Genomic DNA, 20,944 nt, shown 5'->3' with positions numbered 1-20,944 from the left:
TGGTCAGAGGCTGTTCCTGTGTCACCGGCGGCCCGACTTCGTCCCGTACCGGTGTTGTCCTCGTACCCCTCGCTCACGTCCTGCCGCCCCTCGGTGACGATCGGTCAAGCCCAGCGCGTGCTCCGGTGTTTGCCACTGCGCGCCCTTGCGGAGGACGATCCTACGTTTCTTGCCCGGGGGCGCATCAAGGGTCTCATGAGGACAGATGCGCGGGCGTACGATCCCAGTCCGGGGGCAATGACGGGACGGACCAGGACGGATCGGGCCTCCAGTGCTGCCAGCCGTCCGAGAAGGGCGGCCCCCAGGAGCGGATCACCTCCACCGCCGACCGCCCCGCCTCCCCGACCTTCCGGGCGAGCCGGTCGTCCATCAGCCCGTCCCGCTGGGCCTGTGCGAACTCGTCCTCGTCGCGCCAGTGCCAACTGCGGTCCGGGTGCACGGAGATGTCGAGGAAGTGGTCCTCGGAGTCGACCCCGCCGGACCAACGCGCCAGCGGCTCCTCCAGGTTCACGTACCAGTTCTTGAACTGCCAGCCCGGTTCCCAGAACAGCCACACCGACCACGGCTCGCCCGGCCGGGCCAGCTTCAGCACGCCGGTCCCGAACCACCGGTCGCGGATCACGGTCCGCGGTTTGGTGTAGCGGGTCTCCAGCGGCTCGACGTGCACGGCCGTACCGTCGGCGAGCACCGGCTTCACACACTCGGTCCCCGGCGCCAGCCACACCGCGAGCAGCTCGCTGTCGTCCCGTACGACGGTCACGGGACGCGCGATGTGGAAGCGCGTGCCGCCGTTCTCCCGGTAACGCCACAGGATCTGACTCCCGGGTGCCCAGAACACCGCCGACCCGCCCGCTGCCATGTCGGCTCTCACCGCTCCACCGTCTGCCATGCACAGATATTAGGTGCCATAGGCATCCGATGCTGCGGTGCGCGTCACGGTTCACACACGCGGCGTGAATGGTTCGCCGGCGGTTACGGGTGTGTCATCCGCAGGACATCCAGCGCTTCGTCGAGCTGCTCCTCGGTGAGGTCACCGCGCTCCACGTACCCGCTCTCGACGACGACCTGACGGATGGTCTTCTGCTCGGCCAGCGCCTTCTTGGCGACCTTGGCGGCCTCCTCGTACCCGATGTACTTGTTGAGCGGCGTCACGATGGACAGCGAGGACTCGGCATACTCACGGGCCTGCTCCCGGTGGGCCACGATCCCGTCGATGGTCCGGTCGGCGAGCAGCCGCGAGACGTTGGAGAGCAGCCGGATCGACTCCAGCACGTTCTTGGCGATGACCGGCAGCATCACGTTGAGCTCGAAGTTGCCGGCCGCTCCGGCGGTCGCGACGGTGGCGTCGTTGCCGATCACCTGGGCGGCGACCATGAGCACGGCCTCCGGGATCACCGGGTTGACCTTGCCCGGCATGATCGACGAGCCCGGCTGCAGGTCCGGGAGGGAGATCTCGGCGAGCCCGGTGCGGGGGCCGGAGGACATCCAGCGCAGATCGTTCGCGATCTTGGTCAGTCCGACCGCGATGGTCCGCAGCTGCCCGCTGGTCTCCACGATCCCGTCCCGCGCGCCCTGCGCCTCGAAGTGGTCGCGGGCCTCGGTGAGCGGCAGCCCGGTGGTGCGGGCGGCCTCCTCGATGACGGCGGCGGAGAACCCGGGGGGCGTGTTGATGCCGGTACCGACGGCGGTGCCGCCGAGGGGCAGTTCGGCGAGCCGGGGGAGGGAGGCGGTGAGGCGTTCCACGCCGTAGCGGATCTGCGCCGCGTACCCGCCGAACTCCTGGCCCAGCGTCACGGGGGTGGCGTCCATGAGGTGGGTGCGCCCCGACTTCACGACGGCGGCGAATTCCTCGGACTTGCGCTCCAGGGCCGCCGCCAGGTGCTCCAGGGCGGGGATCAGGTCCTGGGTGACGGCGGCGGTGGCCGCGATGTGGATGGACGAGGGGAAGACGTCGTTGGACGACTGCGAGGCGTTGACGTGGTCGTTGGGGTGGACGTCCCGGCCCAGACGCTCGGTGGCGAGGGTGGCGAGGACCTCGTTGGTGTTCATGTTGGACGAGGTCCCCGACCCGGTCTGGAACACGTCGACGGGGAACTGCTCGTCCCACCGCCCCTCGGCGACCTCACCCGCCGCTTCCTGGATCGCCTCGGCGATGTCCTTGTCGAGCACACCGAGACGCGCGTTCACCTTGGCCGCGGCGCCCTTGATCCGGGCGAGTGCCTCGATGTGGGCGCGTTCGATGTGCTGCCCGGAGATCGGGAAGTTCTCCACGGCGCGCTGCGTCTGGGCCCGCCACTTGGCGTCGGCCGGTACGCGTACCTCGCCCATGGAGTCGTGCTCGATGCGGTAGTCACTCATGCCTTGTACAGCGAACGGGGCGCCCGGGATGTTCCGGACGCTCGGCCGCCCGTGGGCCCTTTGCCGGGTGACCCAGCCCTCACGGCGGCCGTGCAGCAGACGAAGGGGTGCGTGCGTCGAGGTCACGGCCACCAAGAGCGACGCCACCACGATGCGCTACGGCGAGGACCCGACCCTTCCGGTCGACTTCGCGGGCTGGAGCCTGGACGGGGCCGACGTGCCTCGACGAGACGCGGACGAAGCTCGGCATCAGTTTCGTCGTCTGCGTCGGCTGACCAGACCTTGATCTGACACGGCGCCCGCCCCTGCGCCAATCAGGGGCGGCCGTCCGTCACAGGCTCACACCAGACCCGGCCCCCGCACAGGTGGGCGCTGGTGCGCAGCGGTCTGGGTACGGTCAGTCACATTCCGAGACGGACATGACTCGGTCGATGATCGGGACACCGTCTGACCACATGATCGCGGTCACCTTTGAACAGTTGATCGATATGTCACTGTTTGACTCGTACTTGACCGGCCCTGCGTATTGCGAAAAGGTGCCTTCGTCCACCTTGCATGTCGCGCCGACCTTGTTCGGGCAGAGCTTCAGTTTCATCTTTTTCGCCACGCCGAGGTTGTTGTCGAACACCGCGCAAGCCCCGTCCATGCTGCTCGAGAGCTTCATGTAGGTGAACAGGGTGCCGAATCGGCGTGCGTCCGGGAGACGCTCGGCCCTCTCGAGCTGGTATCCGGACCCGCACAGTGATGCCGTGGCACGGACGGCGGCAGGGTTCGCGGTTGCGACGGCGCGCGTCCCGGGGTCGCGGGCGCCGTTCTCGGACAACGCGACGCTGGTCCCAGAAACGAGCACGTCGCTGCCCGTTGAGGCGCGGGTGTCGGCCAGCGCCTGTGGAGTGACCGCGAGAATGGAGACGAGAGCGGTGGAGGTGGCAAGAATGCCTGGCAGTCTGCGCATGGAAATCAGGTGTTCCCTTCTTCGCGGATGAGCCGCTTTGGTGGTAGCCGCAGTCTTTTTGCGGCAGTTCGGAAGGAATGGTCGATGGACCCGGCGGCGGGTCCGGGGCCGGGCCTGCGCACCTCGGATTCGGCGGGCGAGGGTGGACCCGGGCCGGGGTGAGTCGGCCGGATGCGACCGGCTTCTTTCACCGGAGCCGTACGTCCTGGGCCAGGGCGGGCGAGGATCTCGCCCCGACGGGGCCTGGTAGCAACAGGACTACTGGTAGCGGGCGGCGAGACGACGCCTGGCAGGCGCGAAGGCGTCGATGGCCCCGGCACCCTCACCAGGTGTGTCGTTCTGTCCTCGGATGCGGGCGGCCAGACGCTTCAAGCGGGGATCTCCGGGCTTGACGTCAATGTGGAAATGGGACTGTTTCACCGGCTTCAGGTCCCCGCCCCACGCGACCAAGCCTTCGCAGTCGGCGAGGATGTCTGCGACGACGATCCGTTCGGTCTCGCTCATGCCGGTGTTCTCGACGTCTGCGCCGAGCGGATAGTGCATGGGTCGGATCACCATGGCAGTGCCCGAGAGACAGTTCGACTCGAACGAGGCAGCCACCGTCCTATCGGTGGTGTGACCGCGGAGGTCTCCGGCCCTGAGCATGCCGATCTCGTACGCGAACCGGCGGGCCACGTGCACCAGTACGGTCGCCACGTCGCCCTTCGCCAAGGAGACCTCGACGTCCGTGCCCTCCACCTGATACGTCGTGGCGTGATCAAGGACGGGCCAGCCGTTCGCGGACTGTGGACGTTTCCACGTCCGCGCACTGGAAGCAGGGGCGGCCTGCGCAGACCCGGCAGTCGCCAGGGCGACTGCCGCCCCTGCTCCCATGCCGAGGCCGAGAGCCCGTCTACGCGTCAAGCTCGTGGTCACGAGAAGCCTTTCTGTCCTTGTAGCGGTTGATGAGAAGCAGGGCGAAGCAGACGACGGAGCAGGCCAGCCCTGCGTACAGCAGAGGCAGGACCCAGAACCACCCCTCTTCGGTGTCGTGGCCGCTGGTCCAGTGGCAGGTGATGGAGGGGGGAAAGCTGTCCACGCTCACCGATGTCAGGCTGTAGTCCCGCCCGGCGTCCATGTACACGCCGTCGCCCGTCTTGTCCCCACACACGTCAAGCGGGTTCGTGAAGGCGAGGCCGTAGAGGGTCCCAGCACCGTAGGCAGCGATCGCTGCCGCGATACCGATCACGGCCCAGCGGGCCGGCTGCGAGGGCTTCCTCCTGGTCACCCACAACGCGTACGGGAATGCCCCAACGGCAAAGAGGAGGAGGGTGATGGCGGGCGGGCCGAAGAACGTGAACAGGGACACCATGCGCCCTGACGCTACTTCGAGCCGAGGAATCGTTGCTGGTTCGCCTGGTACTCAGCCCGTCGAACCCTTTCCGTGGAGGCGTGCTGCACAAGGTTGTCACCGAACGCGTTGCACCACTCGTCGAGCTGACCGCTGGGCAGAAGGTGCGGCATCAGAGCGTCCGTGCCCCCGAACTTCTTGATCAGCAGGACGCGGCCACCCACCAGAATCGCCCCGTCGGTGCTGAGGGGAGTGTCCGTCAGGATTTTCTTCGCCTGGGCGGCTGCTTCGCTGATGGTGCCGCCGAACCGCTGTTTCACGTAGTCCCTGAACCGGGTCAGACCGGCGTTGCCCTGGTAGTGGTCGCGCACGGCCTGAACGATGGTCTTGCCGCCGCGCACGGCCTGGGCGATGAGGTAGCCGTCGACGTCTTCGACGAGGTCGGTGAATCCGAACGTGGATGCGACGCCGATCTTGCCCATCTTGTCGCGGATGTAGGTGGCACCGGAGGCGTAGGAATCGTGGTCGCGCCGCCATTCGCCGTACAGGGTCATCAGGTCGCCGCCCCAGCCGGCGACGTCGCCGAGGCTGATGTCTCCCTTGGGGTTCGGCTTGACGTACTGGCCGTTCGCCGTGGCCATCATGTGCTCTGGGCCAAGGTACTGGCCCGTGAACGGGTCCTTGAACTCGTCCCAGATGCTCATGTTGTGATCGTTCGCGTACGCGACGAACCCGGCGTCCACCTTCCCGATGAGGCCCCGGAAGGTCGCGTCGTCGTACTTGTCGCTACGGATGTACTCCATGACGAGCTGGTTCGGGTCGCCCTTGCCGTAGGCCTTCGCGAGGTCATACAGCGACTGGATGTAGTTGATGAAGTCACCTGCGGGCGACGCCGGCTTGTTGATGCTGTGCTGGCCGGGGTCGGAACCGACGCGGTGGGCGTCACGGTCAAGCCAGAACGTGTCCGTTCCGTCGGTGACCTTGTATTCCTTCACCTGGTTGAACGACCAGTTCGACGGCAGGGGATAGCCCAGGTTGCCGGAGAAACCCCAGGACATGCCGGACACGAACGAGTGGCGTGCGTAGGTCTCCTTGGTGACCTCGGCGCATACGTTCCGAGACCCGTACACGCCGTGCAGGTACCGCTTCCCTTTGCTTCCGAGGCCCGACACGACGCCCCGGAAGTACTCCAGGATGTGTGACATGTCGGCGTCGGTGGCATCGAAGTCGACGGCGAAGTAGATGACCGTGCCACGGTTGAACCCGAAGTGCACGGCCTGGTCGTGTGCCTTCCGAGCGTGCGTGTATCCGTTGCCCCAGTAATACTCGGAAAGGGTCCTTCCGTTGTCCTGGAAGATCGGGAACACGCTCAGGCCGCCGGCGAAAATGTTGGCGAGTTCGCCTTCTTCAAGCATCTTCGACCCCCCGCCTGCGGAGGCCTCGTTGATGTACCTGCCGACGTACCGGTAGCCGTCGCCGTACATCTTCTTCGCCCGGGACGGCGTGATGGTGTAGGCGGTGTCGGAAGCGGTGACCGGTCGGTCCGGGTCACCCATCGAAACCAGAAGCTGGGCCCACGTCGCGTAGTCGCCCTTGCCAGTGACAGGCAGCTCGGAGAACCGCTGGAAGATGGTGACAAACGTTGTCAGATTGCTGTCGAACGTCTTTTTCAACACCGTCTTCGTCTGGACGGTGTCGCCTGCCGCGTTGATGGTGACGATCGGCTGGTTGAAGACGCACGCGGCGGAGAACAGTTGAACGAAGATCCCGGAAGAGCCCTGGGAGACGACGGCCTTGGACTTGAGGCCGGCCTGCGTTCCGGAGCCGAAGTTGCCGGTGGCGTCCGCTTCGGCGATTCCGATCTCCAGTTGGATGGCCTTCATCAGGTTCTGCTGGACGTTACGCGAGTAGTGCCCGTCGGCGGGGCCTATGTCGACGGTCTTCTTCGTCCAGTAGTTTCCGTTCAACCACTGTTGGATGGAGCGGACCTCGTCCGATCCACCGGCGGTGAGCACGTAGGCATCCATGTTGAGGAGAGCCTTGAACACCTTCGGGTGGAGCGTGCCGTTCTGGGTGAGGCCCATGTCGTCCTGCATGTGCTTGACGGCCAGAACGATGTCCGGGTCGAAGTAACCGGTGTCGGAGTAGCCACCGTTGTAGCCCTTGCAGAACAGGCCGTGTCGGATGATCTTGACAATGTTCGCGTTCTTCGCCCAGCCGCTGCCGATCTCGCCGAGCGCAGCGAGCTTGGAGACAGTGCCGTCGCCGAAGTTCGCTACTACGGGGCTGACACCGAGTTCCTTCTGTAATCCCATCGTGAGGGCGTACATGGTGGACCAGCCAGTCTTCCCGTCCTCGGGACATTTCGCGTAGCCCGGCACGTTGCCGTATGTGGCGTTGACCCATTTCTGGGCAGCAAGGACCTTCTCATCGGCCATGCGACGGACTCTCCTCAAACGGTCGAAGCGCTCAAAAAAGAAAAGGAGGGAAGGGGGCCGCGCACTTCATCCCCGGCAGTCCGCTGGGTGCTGAGCGTAAGGAGTCGCACGCAGAGCAGGGCGGGCACGCAAGGTTGGATCGGCGTGCGCGGCAGCCCGGCAGCAATGCATGACGATGTATCCCCCTGTGGTGACGGCTGCCCCGGTCGTTGGGCGGCCGCCTGGGCCAGCAGCTTGGTCGGGCTGCCTTATGCGGGCATCAAGATAGGCATAGGCCACAGCCGAGGATCAAGAGAAGTGGGTCGGGCAGCGGGAGGAATGGCCTGAATGATTCATGACAAGCGGGGGTTATGGCTGATCACCGCTGCATACACGCAGCCCCGACTCGCCCACTCCGAAAAGGAGTTGCAGAAGGCTGTGATCAGTGCATCTCTCGTATACGGGTGGGATGTTGAGGGTTGAGCGGGTGCTGCTGGTGGCTGTACCACCGCACGAACCTCACGATGAGGCAGCTCGCTCCGCTGTTCGGTGTCTCGCCGGCGCGGCGGATCATCAAGGACCGCGTGCCGCGCCGCTGGGGCCCGGCCCGCATCGCCCACCGGCTGCGCCTGGTGCCTTCCATCGAGCACCTGGTGCCGGTCCGCTATGGCCTGGTCCGCTTAGCCAGCCCCGACCGCGCCACCGGCCGTGTCGTACGCCGCTACCAAAGGCCAGCGAACCCGTTCCTACGGCCCGCAGACCACCGGCAAGGGCGAACGGTTCAACCGGACACTGCCGAACGAGTGGGCCGACGCCCGCCCCTGCCGCTCGGAGCGGGGAAGGACGCCAGGCCCTCCCCGCCTGACTGCACACCTACAACCACCATCACCACCGCGGACGCGCCGCGATGAAAGGCCAACCACCCGTCGGCCGTGTCCTCATCCTCTCGGGGCGCTACATCTGGACGGCGGCTCAGGCCAGGCCAGGGCCCCGCACCGGGATGCTGGTGAACGTCGGCTGCGGCGCCGGGTCCTGGAAGAAGTCGTTCGACTTGTTCAGTTGACGGCACCACCCGTAGCATCCGCGCATGATCTCTAACCCGAGGGTGCTGGGCAACGTCCGCTTGTCCGTCATGAAGGACGACACGACCAGCCCGGAGAAGCAGCGTGCGGCCGTCGAGCACTGGGCGAACGGACCCTCTATAGAAGGACGCATCGTCGGGTGGGCCGAGGACGTAGACGTGTCCGGCGCTATGCACCCCTTCAAGAGGCCGGGCCTCGGTCCCTGGTTCAACGAGCGGGCCGACGAGTGGGACGTGTTGGCCGTCTGGAAGCTCGACCGCCTCAGCAGGAAGGCGGGTCACTTCGCCGAGGTCTTCGAGTGGTGCCAGAAGCACGGCAAGGTGATCGTGTCCGTGACCGAGGGCATCGACATGTCCACCCCCATGGGGAAGATGTTCGCGCAGATCATCGCCGCCTTTGCCGAAGGCGAGTTGGACACCATCCGTGCGCGTGCCCTGTCCGGCTCGATGGCCCGGAAGGCGAAGGGCGTTTGGATCGGCGGTGTCCTCCCGTTCGGATACCGATTTGAGCGCCAAGAGGACGGGGGTAAGAAGCTCATTCAGGATGACGAATACGCGAACCTTCTTCGTGACATTGTGGAGAAGCTGAAGAGTGATTGGTCCTCGTACAAGATTGCCGTTGATCTGAACAAGCGTGGCGTTCCTACGTGGCGGGATTACCTGCGCATTGATCGCGGCGACGAACCGAAGGGTGTCGCTTGGACTGCCAACGCCATTCGAGCGATCGTGACTAACCCCACGGTCGGCGGCATCTACACGTACAAGGGCGAGCCTGTCATGGACGACGACGGTGAGCCGGTACGGATCACGGATGACCCGCTCATGGAATACGGGGAGTGGGCTTCCCTGGTCGCCGACATGACCGCCAATCGACCCGTGGCCCGTGCTACTCCTTCGCGCTCGATGCTGGGCGGCGTTGCTATTTGCGACGTATGCGGTTCGAAGATGTCTTCATCCAAGAAAACCAAGGAGAACGGCCGAGTCTTTCACTACTACGCCTGCAACAACATCAACACGGGGACTTGCCCGAGTCCCGCTCGAATCCGGAGAGAAGACCTTGACGCGGCCGTAGGTCAGTTCGTGAATGTCACCCTCGGCCCTCTGCCGGTAATGGAAAGGGTGAATAATTCGATCAGTCAAGCCAAGACTGAGCTTGCCGAGGCGGAAGCGACCCTTGACCGGCTGGAGAGTGATTATCTGGCTGGACGAATCAAGACCGATGTTCAGGTTGAGCGTTACTGGAAGCAGCATGAATTCCAGTCCGCCAAGGTGGAGAGGCTGCGTAGCGAGATCAAAGAGGCGGAGAACGCGCCGTCCTGGAAGGAGACGGGTCGCACGTACGCCGAGGAATGGAAGAACAAGGATGACGAACAGCGTCGTGTCTTCATTCAGCGGCACGCCATAACTGTGACGGTCGGCATGACTGAGGACGGAAATCGGCGGGCGCGCATCAAGATTCCCGAAGTTTCGGAGATTGCGAAGGAGACGGGCCTTCACGTCCCCGAAGGGTACCTCTGGACCGAGCCGGAATCCGAGTGGATTATCCCCGCTCGCCGTCCTTACGTGGGAGGCTGACGACGGTAGAGGCTGGCCCCCGTCGCGTGTAAACGCGTCGGGGGCCAGCCCATGTCTGCACTCGGAGAGAGCGTTTACACGCTCTCACTGCCCCCGTTTAAACACCTTCCGTTGAAACCGCCAGTCGTTTGATGTTATGTCGCAACCACCTTTGATTCCGCCACCCTCCCTGACGTACAACCGGATCACAGCCCAGCACTCAAGTCGGGGCCTTCCTTATGCCCCACCTGAAATGGAGCTACGTGAATGACGTTTCTCGAACGGTATGCGGACGCTATCGAGATCAGCAGAGTGAAGCTACGGAAGCGCGGGGTTGCCCTCGCGGCTGAGACGGCACTACCGACCGGGCAAGCCGCCCTGTGGTACGCCGACGCGGTTCAGTGCGTCCCGCGCAGCGGTCAGGCCGTGGCCAGGCAGATAGCCCGCCTGTGCGGCGACGAATCCGAGGTCACCATTCCATGGCGTTCGCTCGCTGATGCCGTCGGCGTGCGTGACCGGGCCGGGAACCTGCGCCGCTACACCGAACGCGGGGCAAAAGCCCTAAGCGATGCCGGATGGCTGGAAGTTGAAACGGTCGGAAGCAAACGCGGAGCGAAGACGACGTTCCGACTCCTTCCCGGTGAGCGTTTCTCGGAATGCCTGGGGTGGATCGATGATGCGGAGTGGTTCGCCGAGGCAGCCTGAACGGCCCTCGGCTACTTATGGCCTTAGTAAGGCCCCTTCCGGGGCCGTTAGCTGCTGCGCTCCGCTACGCAGCTATGCCCTGGCCGATCAAGGCCAGGAGAAGTTGTGGCCTTAGAGAGGCAGCGCCCCGCGAAGGGCGCTGCTCTATAGAAGCTCTCTGCCGCTCGCTTCTCGCCCTAGCCGAGTAACGAAGGCCAGGAAAGACAACCTCACTACGGGCACCCCGCCGAGGGTGCCCTAACTCTTTCTATCTAGAAGCGCCCCTGTAGGGGCGCTCTCTTGGAGTAGCTATGCCTATGTCTATGTGCAGCCGCTGTAAGCGGCTCTATCCGCTCGGCTCCCGCTGTGAGCCGTGTGCCCGGTCCGGAGCGAAGCGACGGGAGCAGAATAGAAAGCACACGCGCCCTTCGGCCTGGGCGCGTGGATACAACACTCAATATCGGAAAGCTAGAGCCGCGATCCTCGCGGATAATCCAGTCTGCTCTATCTGCTATTCCCGGCCGGCTGAGACGGCCGACCACATAGTTCCGCTCAGCCGAGGCGGAACGAATGACATAGAGAACCTTCGCCCGGCCTGCGGGCCGTGCAACTTCAGTCGAGGCAACAGAACGCTCTAGGGGCAAGTCTGACTCACTCAGCCCCTGCGCCGCTCACGGGCGACTCATCCTCGGGGTCGAGCAATCCACCGAAATGACCAAAGACCCAACCATCAACCATCGTTGGGTAAGCGTCTATCAGCATCCTCGGAAGAGATTCGTTCGGCTCATCGAGGTGGAAGCACCATTGCGATACGACATTGTCACCCGAGGCTAGGTCGGACACAGCTGCCCTCAGTCGAACAGCGTGTTCCAAGATGTCACCTCGCCTCGCGCTCGATATCGTTCCAATCGAGGCACCTTCGTGTGCAATGAAGTTGCGGGCCTTCCTTGCCCCATCGAGTAGATCAAAGTCAGTGGTGCGCGACCCGAGCGACGTACTCAATAGGTCTCGCAGCGTGCCACCGAGCATCTTGTCCTGAGGCAGACCAGCGATGATCTCTTGCAAGCCCAGGACGGGGTCAGCTTGCGCAGCCTCGGCGAAATGCGCCATACGCAAAACGTACTGACACTTTGACTCGAAGGAATTAGCCAGGTGCAACGCCCTGCCAGCTGACAGGAAAAGCGCATCCAGCAGTCGAGGTTCACGCGGCTTCAAGTACCCCAGCGACCAGCCCATGCGATCCACGGTACTGGCACCGTCAAGGGGTTTTCGGCCGGGAGGGGAGGTCTGAAACTCTGAGGGCATCCTTCCCCGCACCCGCAGCCTTCCCTTCGCGTGAGCGCGCGGGGGTTAGCCGGAAGTCGTGGGACCGGAACCCGGACCGCTATCCGGCCAGGGCTTCGAAATCGCACCATGAATCGCGCGGGGTGACGCGTGGGGTTTCGCGCGCCTTAATACTCCAGCTGTAGATCGTGATCTTCATGTCTGGGATGTGGCTTGTCGCCAGTAATGGCTGGTGCGGGACCGGGCCTGATGGCGGCGCCGCCGGTCGGACCAGCCGACGAAATGCGTCAAGCCTGGCCAGATTCCGGTCAGCCAGCGATCTCCGCCTGGGGCTCGTGCTCCGAGTGCAGCAGTCCCATCACGATGAAGTCTTTCCAGCCGTCCGGGTACAGCTGAGCTTCCCGGCGGACGCCTTCCTGGCGGAAACCGCAGGCCAGGTAGCAGCGGATGGCACGGGTATTGCTGGCCAACACCTCCAGCTGGACGCGGTGCACGCCCAGCACGTCAAACGCCCAGGCCAGCACTAGCCGAGTCACCTCGCGGCCCAGCCCCTGGCCACGCAGGTCGGCGGCGAACAAGCCAACCGTGTAGGTCGCGCAGTGCTGATCGGCATCCACGCCAAGCCCGGCGCGGCCGATACAACGGCCGGCGTACTCGACCGCCCAGGTATAGGCGCCGGGGTCCGGTGACCGCTGGCTGGCGGTCAGGTGCTCCCTGGTGTGGTAGCGGCGGCCATCCCACTCCCGCCGCCACGACGAGCCGTAGCCATCCTCTTCCTCGGGGTCGATGGGATGACGCAGCCGATCGTCAACATCAGATCCCCGCGGCCCGCGCAAGATGACATGTTCCCCCTGCAGTGTGGGCAGTGGCGGCAGCGTCAGCCGGTCCAGCATGGATCCAAGGCTACTACTCCACCTATAAATCGTGATCTTGCTGGTGGGGTCGCTGGACAGACGGGTGCGGCCACCATTGATCATCGTGAGTTGTGTGGACAAACGACGAGACGGTGGCCGCAGGTCACAGCATAGATCCCGCCCGGTGGCGGGAGGCGTTCGAGGTAGCCATGGGACGGATCGCGGGCCGGTTCGCCCGGTACGAACCCCGCCTGCGGGCCGGGCGGTTGGTACTGGGTCTGCTGTCGGACCTGCCGCGCAAGAATTGCTGGACCATCGCGGAGTGGGCCGGGGAGGCCAGCCCGCACGGCATGCAGCACCTGCTGTCCCGGGCCGTGTGGGACGCCGACGCCGTCCGCGACGACGTGCGCAATTACGTTGTCGAACACCTCTACGACGAAGCTGCGGTGCTGGTCGTCGACGAGACCGGCGATGTGAAGAAGGGCACCCACACGGTAGGGGTCCAGCGCCAATACACCGGCACGGCCGGGCGAATAGAAAACTCCCAGGTCGCCGTCTACCTCGTCTACGCCGGCGCCCGAGGACACGCGGCGGTGGACCGAGAGCTGTACATCCCGCGCTCCTGGACATGCGACCCGGACCGCTGCCGGGCAGCGGGGCTCGGCGAGGACACCGTCTTCGCGACCAAGCCGGAACTGGCCCGCACGATGATCGAACGTTTCCTGGATGCCGGACACCGCGTGGGCTGGGTCACCGGGGACGAGGTCTACGGCGGCAACCCGAAACTGCGCACGGCTCTGGAGGGACGCGGTATCAGCTATGTCCTCGCGGTGGCCTGCTCGGCTGAAGTGACCACCGGTGCAGGCACCTTCCGCGCCGATGCCCTGATGAAGAAGGTGCCGAAGAGAGCCTGGCAGAAGCTCTCGGCCGGACGCGGTGTGAAGGGGCAACGGTTCTACGACTGGGCCGTCATCGATCTAACCGAGGCAGCGCCGGGCCGCCGCCAGCTCCTGATCCGCCGCAACCGCACCACCGGCGAACTCGCCTACTACCGCTGCTTCTCACCCCAGCCCATGCCGCTGACCGAGCTGGTCCGGGTCGCCGGATCCAGATGGCGTGTGGAAGAAACCTTCCAGACCGAGAAAGGGCTGGCCGGACTCGATGAGCACCAAGTCCGCCGCTACCCCTCCTGGACCCGCTGGGTCACCCTCGCCATGCTCGCCCACGCCTTCCTCGCCGTCGTCCGCGCCGACGAACACGCCCGCAACCCAGCCCCGGACGGGCTGGTCCCGCTGTCCTGCAACGAGATCCAGCGCCTGTTCCTCACGCTCGTCGTTCAGCCCCTCCACGGCATCGCCCACCGACTCAGCTGGTCCGACTGGCGGCGTCGCCACCAGCAGCGATCACGAACCAGTCATTACAAGCGACAAGCCGCATCCCAGACATGAAGATCACGATCTGCAGCTGGAGTATTAACAGGTCTTCTACTCATGCAACAGCGACTTCGACCCTTCGGGGGTCGGGGGAGGAAGCGCACGGGGCGGTGCGAAGACGACGGCCCGGCTTCACGGCATGTTTCTCCAAATGTGGCCGTGGGGTCGGGCTGTCTTCCGTTCTGTCGCCGAACGCTGCGCTCCCCTCGAACGATCTCGAAGAGACATGGGACATGAACAACACAGTCGAGCTGAAGTGCTGGGCTTGTGAGAAGCCATTCAATATTCAGTACGGCCCTGGCAGGCCGCCCCGGTATTGCGGCCCTCCCTGTAAGAACCTAGCCCGCGCCATTGCGCGCCGAGTCCGCTACGTAGAACGCATTAAGCAACAGCGCGCGACACGCGCTGAGACGTCGAACATAGAGAACAACTCCGCCAACTAGCGGATTACAGCCGCCTTCAAGCCGCCCCACCCATTTCCGGGTGTTGGGCGGTTTTTGCATTCCTGGCCCCTTCCGGCCCCGAACAGAAGGAATACCAATGACTGACTGCGGCGACATATTCAAGCGCCAGGCAATGAGCGCCCTTGAAAATCGGAAGAAGCTGGTAACCGAGCTTCGCTCCGTCGAGGGTGACTCGTCCCTGAGTGACGCTGCGAAGCGCACGCGCGTCGAGCGGCTCGACCGGGACATCATGCGTCTGGAGGCCGAGGCCCGCGACGCTGTCGAGCGCGGCGAACGGGAAGCTGAGGTTCGCTCTCTGGCGGGCGGCCTGGGCGTGCTGACGCCTGCGGCACCCCCGGCCAGTGACGAGGGCTCCTGGCGGGCTCTGATGCCGTCGCTCAGCGAGTACCGCGCCCTGGTGGCTGAAGGTGTGCCGGGCGACGGCGGTTACACCGTCTCCCAGCAGACGGCTACGAAGTACATCGACGCTCTCAAGGCCAAGTCGACGTTCCTGCGCGGCCTTCCGGCCGAGAGCATCGTTCCCTTCACCTCGGCGACTTTCTCTGTCCCGCAGCTTGTGTCCTCGGACGGCATGGATTACGTCGAGGAAGGCCAGTCTCTCCCCGAGGGAGACATGGTCTGGGGTGAGGTCAAGTTCGAGCCGAAGAAGATCGGCCGGATTCAGTGGGCTTCGACTGAGATTTTGGAAGACTCCGCTATCGATCTGCGTAACTCGATTGCGAATAACCTCCTGCGTGACGCTTCGCTGAAGTTCGATGCCGACGCCTTCGTTGGCTCCGGTGCCAACCCGGTCAAGGGGATTGTCTCCCAGGGTGTCTCTACGACTCTCGGCACCGGAAAGGTCACCGTCACCTATGACGACCTGGCCGACGCTGTAGCCCGCATCGAAGCCATGAACGGCACTCCGTCGGTCGTGTGGGCTTCCGTCGATATGGCTGCGGCTCTCCGTAAGGAGAAGGCCGCCGGGTCGGGCACCTATCAGGCTGGTTCTCCCACGGATTCCCCGGCTTCTACGGCCTGGGGTCTTCCGATTCTCGCTAGCGCGTTCCTGCCCGCTAAGACGGTTGTGGTCGCCGACGCTTCACGGATCGTGGTTGGCGTTCGTCGAAACGCCACGGTGCGCGTGAGCGAAGATGCCCGCTTCGATAAGGATCAGGTGGGCTTCAAGCTGACTATGCGTCTTGCTGGTGTCTCTCTGGCCGAGGCTTCCTCGGCTCAGATTGTCAAGGCTGCCGCTAGCTGAGATTAGCTGCGCCTCATCCCCTCGCACCCATTCCGGGTGCGGGGGGATTTCCGCGTTTCAGGGGCCATGGGCAGATAGGCAAAGACGCCTGGCCAATCGCTCGACCGCCAAAACCCGGTACGCCTCTTGAGGCTGTAACCGGCACCTGTAAGGAACCGCTTTAGCTCCGACAGGGCCTTTTGCTGATCTTCGCCGTTAGCGTGCTTGGGTGGGTGCCATCCCACAAAGCAGCAAACGGAGGAGTAAGGGGGCCAGAAAAACCGGTCAATGTTCCCGACGAAGTATCCACTTCGTTGCGACCAGTTCGTAAGACCCGCTTCCCGCAGCAGGTGCCGAAGCTCAGCTTCGGGGCTTCTATCGGGCCAGTGAGGGCGCTCCGGATATCGCTCTTCCAAATGGTCCCAACCGTCTTTTGGGCAAGCGGCCGGCTGCACCCCATCCCGAATACGGTAGACGAGAAGGGAAGCCCGCGTATCGCGCATGGGAGAGGGCCGGGGGCCCGGCATTTGGGCGACGTAGCCGACAGACTCCAAAGCTTCAGCTACGGCGCTCACCCGAGTGCGCCAGTGGTCTTCGTTTTCAGCCTTGGACCCCTCTTCTCTGATCTTCTGGTCGGGGTGCCATTCCACTTCGACGCAGAGTTCCGCACCGTCTGGCCAATGAGCCTCGGCTACGTAGAGAGCGCGACACCAGCCGTGCCCGGCAGGAATTTGTCGGCTAAAGATTGGCAGTCCCGCCTGCCCGCCTACTCGGGTCCAATGCTGGCCGATGCCGAGCTTATCCAGGTCATGTGTGACCACGGTGGGGCCGCTCTGCGGGTCTGTCGGGTTGTAAGTCGGTTGCAGCACTTGAAGCCCATTCGCAGGATAGGGAAGCCGTCAGAGCCAGTAGGACCAGTTCCCGCCCGCGCACTCGGGGCAAGGAACCTTCAGCCGTTCATTGCACGTCTCGCAGCCATCCAGGCCCCCGCAGAGGGGGCACCAAAGTTCCCGGTGCCCGAAGCACATCCCGCAAATGGTTGAGATCTCGTTCAGGAACTCCAACAGGGAAGGCTTTCCGAGGTCGAATCCTCGGCGGCCTCCGCGCCTCGGGGGCCGCTCTGGGGCGACGGTCACGCCCTGGCCCCGTGCTCGCACTGCCGAATGTTGCGGGCCGCGTCGAACCGCGCGTTCGCATCGCCGGACTTCGCGGCTTCGTCGAGCTTCGCCTTCTCGTCCGTACACCGGGCGCAATCGGGCTTCGGCTTGGCTTCGTATAGCCAGTCATCCAGCGCCCCTAGGGGAACCCGCTGCGGACTCACACGGCCACCCCCCACACGGTCACGACAGGGAGCTTGCGGCCGTCACCTACGGCGCTGTGCGGATGGTTGCTGATTTCCCGATTGGCACTCGCCACGGCTTCAGTTACGCCCTCTTCGCGGGCGTCTTCGCGGGAGTGAGAAAGCGCGGCGCACGTCATGCACCCCTCTACCCCGACCGGTTCAAGTCCAGGAATATTCCTCGCTGCGGGTCCGGAATGGGATTCAGCGTGCGGCTTAGGCTCCAGCATCGATCGCCCCTCGGCTCCATGTCTGTCACATCATGGTGCCAAGGGGGGTGCATGGTTAGGCGCTTTATGCGCGTCTTGGGTTAAAGATCATGAGCGGCAGGCCGCCGACCATTCAGACAGCTTCGCCCTGGCGTCTTCTCCAAAGAGTGCGCTGCTCTCATATCCCGAGAACTCTTCGAGGTAGCTTTGAACGTCTCGGTCGTCACGGAGAACGAGCAATCCCGCCGAAGTTTCGATCGTGGCCAATGATGCGTCATAGATGGTGAATGTGTTTAGGGGCGTTCTTGGGGTAGGCGTACCCATTGGGATGAGGCCGATTCGCACGTTCGGGAGATAAGTCAGCGAAGCAAGCCTGTCCATCTGCTCGGCCAAGGCTAGCGGAGCCACCACGGGCCATCTAACGGCCTGCTCGGTAAGAATGAATGTGAACCGCTTCGTCGTGTCGTAGAGGACGGCTTGACGTTCCAGCTTTCCCGCCACAGCCTTACTTGTGTCTGCCGTGGAGTGCGCAAGACTTGCCCGCACATATTCAGGAGTGGCAAGAAGGCCGGTGATCATAGACAACAGGAAGTAGCGAATGTGCGCCGAGGACGCTTCGAGCGCCTTCAGCTCGGCTTGCCTCGTTCCTAGACCCTTGCGCCGCAGCTCTCGAAGGTTCCGCCATTCAGTGTTCGCAAGCCGGGCGAGTGAGGAGACTTCTTCAATCAAGCCCGGCGGCGCGTCGAGGGCTCTCAAGATTTGCTCAACGTCGACCAGCGATGGCCGCACTTTCCCATTCTCAATCCGGGACACCTTGGATTGAGACATGTTGCAGCGCGCAGCAAGCCGGACCCCTGAGAGTCCGGCTTGCTTGCGTAGTTCTCTGAGCTTCGCGGCCAGTTCCTGACTGGACTGGCCAAGTTGCTCGGGTTCGAACGTCACTCCTTCACATACTCCAGAAACGGGATCGACTCTGCCTCGGCGATTCGCTGGCACTCGACATACGGCGTGGGATCACCCTCGTACAGCTCTCGACTGATCTGCGTTCCGTCTTCCTCGTAATGCATGAGGACGACAGTCGACCGATCAAAGATCCAGAAGTCTTGAACGCCTCGAAGAGGATTCTCGCGGCCGGTCACATCGAGAATGCGGATATCCTCACCGGCGAGCGCGTGGGGCGCGTAGTACCGCGAGAATTCGAAGCTCAGATACTCGGAAAGAGGTTGGGTCAGGATGTGCACCCGTCCCTTCCTCTTCCCTTCCTTCCGGAGCTTTTTCAGATCTTCCGTGTATGACGAGGTGTATGCGTGCGGGTCGATTCGCTTGCCCGCTCGGAATGCCTCGATCTCTGCGGCCTCCTGCGGTACGAGGTATTGGGGCAGGGTTTCCAGTCGCCACGCTTCCGATTCGATCCCCCGGAACATTGCCCGCCACTCGTCACCATCCAAGAGCACGGAACGCCTCCCGAAGCACACTCTCGGGAATCTCGACCAGCCCCTCACCCGTGGGCGGCTGGAAGGCTTCGGACACGTCGCCCTGCACGACGAACGTTCCCCGCTTCGTGGCGTACACGTTCGGGCAGTCGTCTTCGCCGCACTCACCGTTCCCGTTCCCGGTGAGCCGAGTCAGTTCTTCGCGCGCCATAGCGAACCCCCTGATACATGGCCCCGGTTGGGCCGTCAGCACGACGGTACGAGGGGGCACATCGGGGCGTCTATGCGATCACGCGACTATGCGCGTTGTCGCATAAACCGCTGCCAGGAAGGGCCGTGCCGCTGGCTGTCGTGGCCTGGCCTCGATGTGAGGCCCTACGCGGCTCTGTGCGGGCCGCTCGCGGTCGGGGCGGCCCCGCTTTGCACGTAGAGCCCCCGACCGATGGCCGAGGGCTCTACGTGGTGTCGCTGCCTAGGTCAGGCCAGCCCCGGACCCCGTACCGGGATCGTGGTGAACGTCGGCTGAGAAAGTTGCTGCGGGCTGAAGAAGTCGTTGCCCTTGTCGTCGACGACGATGAACGCCGGGAAGTCCTCGACCTCGATCTTCCAGACGGCCTCCATGCCGAGCTCCTCGTACTCGACGACCTCGACCTTCTTGATGCAGTCCTGCGCGAGCCGGGCCGCCGGGCCGCCGATCGAGCCCAGGTAGAAGCCGCCGTGCGCGTCGCACGCGTCGGTGACCTGCTTGCTGCGGTTGCCCTTGGCCAGCATCACCTTGGAGCCGCCCGCCGCCTGGAACTGCTCGACGTAGGAGTCCATACGGCCGGCCGTCGTCGGACCGAAGGAGCCGGACGCGTAGCCCTCGGGCGTCTTCGCCGGGCCCGCGTAGTACACCGGGTGGTCCTTCAGGTACTGCGGCATTCCCTCGCCCGCGTCCAGCCGCTCCTTGATCTTGGCGTGCGCGATGTCACGGGCCACGACCAGCGGGCCGGTCAGGGACAGTCGGGTCTTCACCGGGTACTTGGTCAGCTCGGCGAGGATGTCGTCCATCGGCTGGTTCAGGTCGATCCGCACGACGTCCGAGGCCTCGGCGCCCTCGTCGAGGGTCTCGTCCGTGGTCTCCGGCAGGAACCGCGCCGGGTCCGTCTCCAGCTGCTCCAGGAAGACGCCCTCGGCGGTGATCTTCGCGACGGCCTGGCGGTCCGCCGAGCAGGAGACGGCGATGGCGACGGGGCAGGACGCGCCGTGCCGGGGCAGCCGCACGACCCGCACGTCGTGGCAGAAGTACTTGCCGCCGAACTGCGCCCCGATCCCGATCTTCTGGGTCAGCTCGAAGACCTTCTCCTCCAGCTCCTTGTCCCGGAAGCCGTGGCCGAGCGGCGAGCCCTCGGCGGGGACCTCGTCCAGGTAGTGCGCGGAGGCGTACTTGGCCGTCTTCAGCGCGTACTCGGCGGACGTGCCGCCCACGACGATCGCCAGGTGGTACGGCGGACAGGCGGCCGTACCCAGCGAACGGATCTTCTCCTCCAGGAACTTCATCATGGAGGCCTCGTTCAGGACGGCCTTCGTCTCCTGGTAGAGGAAGGACTTGTTGGCGCTGCCGCCGCCCTTCGCCATGAACAGGAACTTGTAGGCGCCGCCGTCCGTCGCGTACAGCTCGATCTGCGCCGGGAGGTTGGAGCCGGTGTTCTTCTCCTCCCACATGGTGAGGGGCGCCATCTGCGAGTAGCGCAGGTTCAGGTTCAGATACGCGTCGTAGATGCCGCGGCTGAGGGCCTCCTCGTCGCCGCCTTGGGTCAGCACGTTCTGTCCGCGCTTGCCCATGACGATGGCGGTGCCGGTGTCCTGGCACATCGGCAGCACACCCGCGGCCGCGATGTTCGCGTTCTTCAGGAGGTCCAGCGCCACGAACTTGTCGTTGCCCGACGCCTCGGGGTCGTCGACGATCCGGCGCAGCTGGGCCAGGTGGGCCGGGCGCAGGTAGTGCTGGATGTCGTGGATCGCCTCCTCGGCGAGCTTGCGCAGCGCCTCCGGCTCCACCTTGAGGAACGTCCGCCCGTCGGCCTCGAAGGTGGAGACACCCTCGGAGGTCACCAGCCGGTAGGGGGTGGTGTCCTCTCCCATGGGGAGCAGATCGGTGTACGCGAACTCAGGCATGTCGCCCATTCCTCACTCGACAGATGGCCGCTGGCCTCCATTGGCAGCGCCCACCAGCGTAGAACCTGCCTCCGGCAGCGCTGTTGTGAGGTTGTCCTCAGTCGGCCCTCAGCGGGCCTTCAGCCGGCCGGTGCAAGGTTCGTCCACACCCCTGGTCGCGATCTATCGCG

General features: G+C 64.4%; 18 protein-coding genes. 6 read left to right on the top strand and 12 right to left on the bottom strand.

The genetic code is table 11. The features are described 5' to 3' along the window. Positions 1-193: 193 nt before the first annotated feature. The 6 genes from ABZ027_RS17405 to ABZ027_RS17380 form a co-directional block, all read right to left on the bottom strand. Positions 194-859: a DUF402 domain-containing protein gene (locus tag ABZ027_RS17405; protein ID WP_356769079.1), complete on the bottom strand. Its 666-nt coding sequence runs from the start codon at positions 857-859 to the stop codon at positions 194-196. A gap of 113 nt (positions 860-972) precedes the next feature. Then, complete coding sequence (locus ABZ027_RS17400) at positions 973-2,358, bottom strand: class II fumarate hydratase (RefSeq protein ID WP_356769055.1); 1,386 nt, start codon at positions 2,356-2,358, stop codon at positions 973-975. Positions 2,359-2,755: 397 nt separating this feature from the next. Beyond that, entirely contained in the window at positions 2,756-3,313 is a 558-nt protein-coding gene (locus tag ABZ027_RS17395; RefSeq protein WP_356769053.1) for a hypothetical protein, read from the bottom strand. Between the two features lie 258 nt (positions 3,314-3,571). Beyond that, a complete protein-coding gene (locus ABZ027_RS17390) occupies positions 3,572-4,009 on the bottom strand; it encodes a hypothetical protein (protein ID WP_356769051.1) in 438 nt (145 codons plus the stop codon). 196 nt (positions 4,010-4,205) lie between these two features. Beyond that, positions 4,206-4,664 carry a hypothetical protein gene (locus ABZ027_RS17385; protein ID WP_356769049.1) on the bottom strand — a complete coding sequence of 153 codons (459 nt, stop codon included), beginning with the start codon at positions 4,662-4,664 and terminating at the stop codon, positions 4,206-4,208. A gap of 11 nt (positions 4,665-4,675) precedes the next feature. Further along, positions 4,676-7,081, bottom strand: coding sequence for a glycoside hydrolase domain-containing protein (locus ABZ027_RS17380; protein ID WP_356769047.1), 2,406 nt, complete (start codon positions 7,079-7,081; stop codon positions 4,676-4,678). Positions 7,082-7,584: 503 nt separating this feature from the next. Between ABZ027_RS17380 and ABZ027_RS17375 the strand changes: the two genes are divergently transcribed. From ABZ027_RS17375 to ABZ027_RS17360, 4 genes are all read left to right on the top strand, one after another. Continuing rightward, positions 7,585-7,971 carry a hypothetical protein gene (locus tag ABZ027_RS17375; RefSeq protein ID WP_356769081.1) on the top strand — a complete coding sequence of 129 codons (387 nt, stop codon included), beginning with the start codon at positions 7,585-7,587 and terminating at the stop codon, positions 7,969-7,971. 176 nt (positions 7,972-8,147) lie between these two features. Next, positions 8,148-9,716: a recombinase family protein gene (locus ABZ027_RS17370; RefSeq protein ID WP_356461546.1), complete on the top strand. Its 1,569-nt coding sequence runs from the start codon at positions 8,148-8,150 to the stop codon at positions 9,714-9,716. Positions 9,717-9,962: 246 nt separating this feature from the next. Continuing rightward, on the top strand, positions 9,963-10,400 hold the full coding sequence (locus ABZ027_RS17365) for a hypothetical protein (RefSeq protein ID WP_356769045.1): 438 nt from the start codon (positions 9,963-9,965) through the stop codon (positions 10,398-10,400). Positions 10,401-10,690: 290 nt separating this feature from the next. Beyond that, positions 10,691-11,017, top strand: coding sequence for an HNH endonuclease signature motif containing protein (locus ABZ027_RS17360; protein ID WP_356769043.1), 327 nt, complete (start codon positions 10,691-10,693; stop codon positions 11,015-11,017). Between the two features lie 13 nt (positions 11,018-11,030). On the opposite strand, the gene ABZ027_RS17355 is transcribed toward ABZ027_RS17360, so the two are convergent. Continuing rightward, complete coding sequence (locus ABZ027_RS17355) at positions 11,031-11,615, bottom strand: hypothetical protein (protein WP_356769041.1); 585 nt, start codon at positions 11,613-11,615, stop codon at positions 11,031-11,033. A gap of 356 nt (positions 11,616-11,971) precedes the next feature. Beyond that, positions 11,972-12,556: a GNAT family protein gene (locus ABZ027_RS17350; RefSeq protein WP_356769039.1), complete on the bottom strand. Its 585-nt coding sequence runs from the start codon at positions 12,554-12,556 to the stop codon at positions 11,972-11,974. A 170-nt stretch (positions 12,557-12,726) separates the two neighbouring features. Between ABZ027_RS17350 and ABZ027_RS17345 the strand changes: the two genes are divergently transcribed. Both ABZ027_RS17345 and ABZ027_RS17340 read left to right on the top strand, forming a co-directional pair. Then, positions 12,727-13,965, top strand: coding sequence for an IS701 family transposase (locus ABZ027_RS17345; protein ID WP_356769036.1), 1,239 nt, complete (start codon positions 12,727-12,729; stop codon positions 13,963-13,965). Positions 13,966-14,490: 525 nt separating this feature from the next. After that, positions 14,491-15,657 (top strand): phage major capsid protein, encoded by a 1,167-nt coding sequence (locus ABZ027_RS17340; protein WP_356769034.1) that lies wholly within the window; start codon positions 14,491-14,493, stop codon positions 15,655-15,657. 1,635 nt (positions 15,658-17,292) lie between these two features. Here the strand turns inward: ABZ027_RS17340 and ABZ027_RS17335 are convergent. The 4 genes from ABZ027_RS17335 to ABZ027_RS17320 all read right to left on the bottom strand — a co-directional run bounded on the left by ABZ027_RS17335 (position 17,293) and on the right by ABZ027_RS17320 (position 20,774). Then, positions 17,293-18,126 (bottom strand): helix-turn-helix transcriptional regulator, encoded by an 834-nt coding sequence (locus tag ABZ027_RS17335; RefSeq protein ID WP_356769032.1) that lies wholly within the window; start codon positions 18,124-18,126, stop codon positions 17,293-17,295. Then, entirely contained in the window at positions 18,123-18,638 is a 516-nt protein-coding gene (locus ABZ027_RS17330; protein ID WP_356769030.1) for a DUF6879 family protein, read from the bottom strand. The genes ABZ027_RS17335 and ABZ027_RS17330 overlap by 4 nt, the downstream gene beginning before the upstream one ends. Beyond that, positions 18,622-18,828, bottom strand: coding sequence for a hypothetical protein (locus tag ABZ027_RS17325; RefSeq protein WP_319198958.1), 207 nt, complete (start codon positions 18,826-18,828; stop codon positions 18,622-18,624). Before ABZ027_RS17325 ends, ABZ027_RS17330 begins: the two co-directional genes overlap by 17 nt. A gap of 266 nt (positions 18,829-19,094) precedes the next feature. Then, complete coding sequence (locus tag ABZ027_RS17320; protein ID WP_356769028.1) at positions 19,095-20,774, bottom strand: fumarate hydratase; 1,680 nt, start codon at positions 20,772-20,774, stop codon at positions 19,095-19,097. Positions 20,775-20,944 lie beyond the last annotated feature (170 nt).

The sequence above is a fragment of the Streptomyces sp. NPDC006332 genome, assembly GCF_040612855.1.
Lineage (GTDB): Bacteria > Actinomycetota > Actinomycetes > Streptomycetales > Streptomycetaceae > Streptomyces.
Note: the sequence above shows the minus strand (reverse complement) of the source record. Positions and strands in the feature narration are given on the sequence as shown.